The sequence below is a fragment of the Microbacterium sp. H6 genome (assembly GCF_003314775.1).
GTDB lineage: Bacteria > Actinomycetota > Actinomycetes > Actinomycetales > Microbacteriaceae > Microbacterium > Microbacterium oxydans.
The window spans coordinates 1-4,484 of the sequence record NZ_QOAY01000068.1; the positions used below are offsets into that span (position 1 = coordinate 1).

A 4,484-nucleotide genomic window follows, 5' to 3' on the forward strand; every position below is an offset into this window, starting at 1 on the left:
TGCGGCGCTCGCCGCTGCCGATGCGGCGAGCGGTGCCGTGACCACATCCGAGCAGCCCTGCGCACTCGCCGAGAGGGTCGCGCTCGCTGCCGGCGCGACCCTCACCGGCTGCGTCCTCGAGGGCTTCGTGGCGACCGTGGAGGTGCAGGCGGCGTACGCTGGACTCGCAGCCGTCTCCCGAGCCCGTGCCGGGCCACCCGAGGGATAGCGACGGCAGCGCGACCTCGCTCACTGTGAACGACCCCACACAGTGGTGTGTATGGTGTGCTTCGAAGAAAGGACGCACCCTTGGCTGAAGGCAAGAAGCTCGTCATCGTCGAGTCCCCGACGAAGATGCGGTCTATTCAGGGATACCTCGGCGACGGCTATGAGGTGCTCAGCTCCGTCGGCCACATCCGCGACCTCGCTGACAAGAAGGACATCCCGGCTGCGGACAAGCAGGCGTACGGGAAGTACTCCATCGACATCGACAACGGGTTCGACCCGTACTACGTCGTCTCCGATCGGAAGACCAAGACGGTCGCCGAGCTCAAGCGTGCGCTGAAGAGCGCCGACGAACTCCTGCTCGCCACTGATGAGGACCGCGAAGGCGAGGCGATCGCCTGGCACCTGCTGGAGACCCTCAAGCCCAAGGTCCCGGTCAAGCGCATGGTGTTCCACGAGATCACCAAGGACGCGATCCAGGCCGCCGTCGGCAACACCCGCGAACTCGACCACGACCTCGTCGACGCGCAGGAGACCCGCCGCATCCTCGACCGCCTGTACGGGTGGGATGTCTCGCCCGTGCTCTGGTACAAGGTCAAGACCGGGATCTCGGCCGGTCGTGTGCAGTCCGCCGCGACGCGCCTCATCGTCGACCGCGAGCGCGAGCGCATGGCGTTCACCTCTGCCGAGTACTGGGACGTCGATGCGGCAGCCGCGGCGACGGGTACCTCGTTCAAGATCCGACTCGTCCGCGTTGACGGCGGCCAGCTGGCACGCGGCTCGGACTTCGACGACGACGGCAAGCTCAAGAAGGCCGTCGTCATCCTCGACGAGGCCGCGGCCACCGCGCTCGCCGCGGCTGTGGACGCCGTCGGCACCGGGAACGTCACCAAGGTCGAGGCCAAGCCGGGAACGCGCAGCCCCTACGCGCCGTTCACGACCTCCACGATGCAGCAGGAGGCGGGCCGCAAGCTGTCGATGGGAGCCAAGCAGGCCATGGGTGTAGCCCAGCGTCTGTACGAGAAGGGCTACATCACCTATATGCGTACCGACTCCACGTCGCTGAGCACCCAGGCGGTGCAGGCGGCACGGAGCCAGGCGGTCTCGCTCTACGGCGATGCAGCGGTGCCGCTGAAGCCGCGCGTCTACAAGTCGAAGAGCAAGAACGCCCAGGAGGCCCACGAGGCCATCCGCCCCTCGGGCGACAACTTCCGCACGCCGGCTTCCCTGTCATCCGAGCTGGATCGCGATGAGCAGCGCCTCTACGACCTCATCTGGAAGCGCACCGTCGCCAGCCAGATGTCCGACGCCAAGTACGAGACCACGACGGTCACCATCGCCGTCGACGCGGGGGAGAGGAAGGCCGAGTTCACGGCATCCGGAACCGTCTACACGTTCAAGGGCTTCCTGGAGGCGTACGAGGAGGGTCGCGACGAGAAGCGCGGAGATGCCGACGCCGCGGAGAACCAGTCGTTGCCTGCCGTCGCGGTCGGCGACCAGCTCGCCGTGTCGGATGCCGAGGCCAAGGGCCACCGCACCACGCCGAAGCCGCGCTACACCGAGGCCTCGCTCGTGAAGGTCCTCGAGGAGAAGGGCATCGGACGTCCTTCGACGTTCGCCTCGATCCCCGAGACGATCCTCGACCGTGGATACGCGGTCAAGCGCGGGCAGGCGCTCGTGCCGACCTGGCTCGCGTTCAGCGTGGTGCGTCTGCTCGAAGAGCATTTCGCCGACCTCGTCGACTACGACTTCACGGCTGCGCTCGAAGACGACCTCGACACGATCGCCCGTGGCGAGCAGAACCGCGTCGAGTGGCTCAAGTCGTTCTACTTCGGCTCTGACGCCCACGTCGGGCTGCGCCAGGTCGTCGACAACCTCGGCGAGATCGATGCCCGCGCGCTGAACTCCACGCGCATCACCGACACCGCCACGCTGCGCTTCGGCAAGTACGGCCCGTACCTCGAGGTGGCCGACCCGGCGAATCCCGAGGCAAAGCCGCGCATCGTCAACGTTCCGGAAGACCTGGCGCCGGACGAGCTGACCGCCGAGAAGGCGCAGGAGCTCATCGACGCTCCCGTCGCCGGTGACCGCGTTCTCGGGGAGAATCCCGAGAACGGCAAGATCATCGTCGTGAAGGACGGCCGGTTCGGGCCGTACGTTCAGGAGAACGATCCCGTGTCGGAGGATGCCGCTGTCGATGAGGCGACCGGCGAGGTCGTCGACAAGCCGAAGCCGAAGCGGGGCGCGAAGAAGGAAGCGGCTCCCAAGCCGCGCACCGCGTCGCTGTTCCGTTCGATGTCCGTCGACGAGATCGACCTCGAGACGGCGCTGCAGCTGCTGAGCCTCCCGCGCGTCGTGGGCGTCGACCCCGAATCCGGCGATGAGATCACGGCGCAGAACGGGCGGTTCGGACCGTACCTGAAGAAGGGCACCGATTCGCGATCGCTCGAGTCGGAGTCGCAGATCTTCGACGTGACGCTCGAGCAGGCGCTGGAGATCTACTCCCAGCCGAAGTACGGCGCCGGACGCAGGGCCTCCAGCGCGCTCGCCGAGTTCGAGGCCGACCCGGTCAGTGGCAAGCCGATCCGGATCCGTGACGGCCGCTTCGGTGCGTACGTGACCGACGGCGAGACGAACGTCACGATTCCGCGTGGGCAGAAGGTCGAGGACATCACCTTCGAGATCGCAGTGCAGATGCTCGCCGACAAGCGCGCCAAGGGCCCCGCCCCCAAGCGCGGTGCCGCCAAGAAGGCACCCGCGAAGAAGGCACCCACGAAGAAGCCCGCAGCGAAGAAGGCACCGGCCAAGAAGCCTGCAGCGAAGAAGACGACGGCCGCCACGTCCGCTGCGCGTTCCGCGGCGGCGAAGAAGGCCGCCGCGACGCGTGCCGCGAACGCCGCGGCGAAGGCAGCGGAGAAGGCGGACTCGTGACCTCAGGCCGCGGGGTGTGGATCACTCTCGAGGGCGGCGACGGCTCGGGCAAGACCACACAGTCGAACCTGCTCGCGGACTGGCTCGAAGGGGCCGGACGTACGGTCGTCCGCACCCGTGAGCCCGGCGGCTCGGAGGTCGGTCAGCTCATCCGCGACATCGTCCTGCACCATCGCGGCGACATCGCACCGCGCGCGGAGGCTCTGCTGTACGCCGCGGACCGGGCGCACCATGTCGCCACCGTCGTACGCCCGGCGCTCGGTCGGGGCGACATCGTGCTGCAGGATCGCTACCTCGATTCGTCCGTGGCGTATCAGGGCGCGGGTCGGGTGCTCGATGCGACGGAGATCCGCGACCTCTCGCTCTGGGCCGCCGAGGGTGCGCTGCCCGACCTGACGATCCTGCTCGACCTCGCCCCCAGTGAGGCGCGGGCTCGGCTGGACTCCGCCGACAAGCCGTTCGACCGGCTCGAGGCGGAGCAGTCGGACTTTCACGGACGCGTCCGCGACGCCTTCCTCGACCTTGCGAGAGCCGAGCCGGACAGGTTCCTCGTCGTCGACGCCGCAGCGGCCCCGGATGCGATCGCGGAGCAGATCAGGGCGAGAATCGCCGCCCTTCTGGACTGACCAGCGCGGTGGCACCTCTCCGTGCTTCCGACGTCGGTGGTCACGATTAGGCTGAGTGCATGCCCCAGACCGTTCCGGCCCCTTTCCCGTGGGCGGATGTGTGGGGGCAGGACGCTGCCGTCGACACGCTCCGTGCCGCGGCAGCCGATCCGTCGGCGCTCTCGCACGCCTGGCTGATCACGGGACCGCCCGGCTCCGGCCGTTCGACTCTGGCGTACGCCTTCGCAGCCGCACTCATCGCGGATCGGCCGGACGACGAGACCGTCATGCGGCAGGTGCTCGCAGGCACCCATCCGGATGTCACCGCCTTGCGCACCGACAAGGTCATCATCACGATCGCCGAGGCTCGCGGTCTCGTCGAGCGCTCTTACTTCGCCCCCTCCGCGGGCCGCTATCGGGTCATCGTCGTCGAAGACGCCGACCGTATGGTCGAGCGCACCTCCAACGTGCTCCTGAAAGCGCTCGAAGAGCCTCCGGAGCAGACGGTGTGGATCCTGTGCGCGCCGAGCGAGGCCGATCTGCTGCCCACGATCCGATCGCGCGTGCGATCGCTGCGGTTGCGGGAGCCCGATGTCGCCGACGTGGCCAGGCTCATCAGCCTTCGCACGGGGGTGGATGAAGCCGTCGCCGAGCAGGCGGCACGGCATGCGCAGCGCCACATCGGCATGGCCCAGCGGCTCGCCACCGACGATGCGGCCAGGCGCCGGCGAGACGAGACGCTCC

At 68.3% G+C, this 4,484-nt stretch carries 3 protein-coding genes and 1 pseudogene; all 4 read left to right on the forward strand.

Annotated elements, in window-relative coordinates; all coding sequences use genetic code 11:
* Positions 1-208: pseudogene (locus DSP71_RS04730) on the forward strand (helicase); the annotation flags it as partial.
* Between the two features lie 80 nt (positions 209-288).
* On the forward strand, positions 289-3,135 hold the full coding sequence (topA, locus tag DSP71_RS04735) for a type I DNA topoisomerase (RefSeq protein ID WP_113680477.1): 2,847 nt from the start codon (positions 289-291) through the stop codon (positions 3,133-3,135).
* Complete coding sequence (gene tmk / locus DSP71_RS04740) at positions 3,132-3,761, forward strand: dTMP kinase (protein WP_113680478.1); 630 nt, start codon at positions 3,132-3,134, stop codon at positions 3,759-3,761. The genes topA and tmk overlap by 4 nt, the downstream gene beginning before the upstream one ends.
* A 59-nt stretch (positions 3,762-3,820) precedes the next feature.
* The coding region (locus tag DSP71_RS23135) for an AAA family ATPase (RefSeq protein ID WP_258546266.1) at positions 3,821-4,484 on the forward strand (664 nt) is incomplete at its 3' end.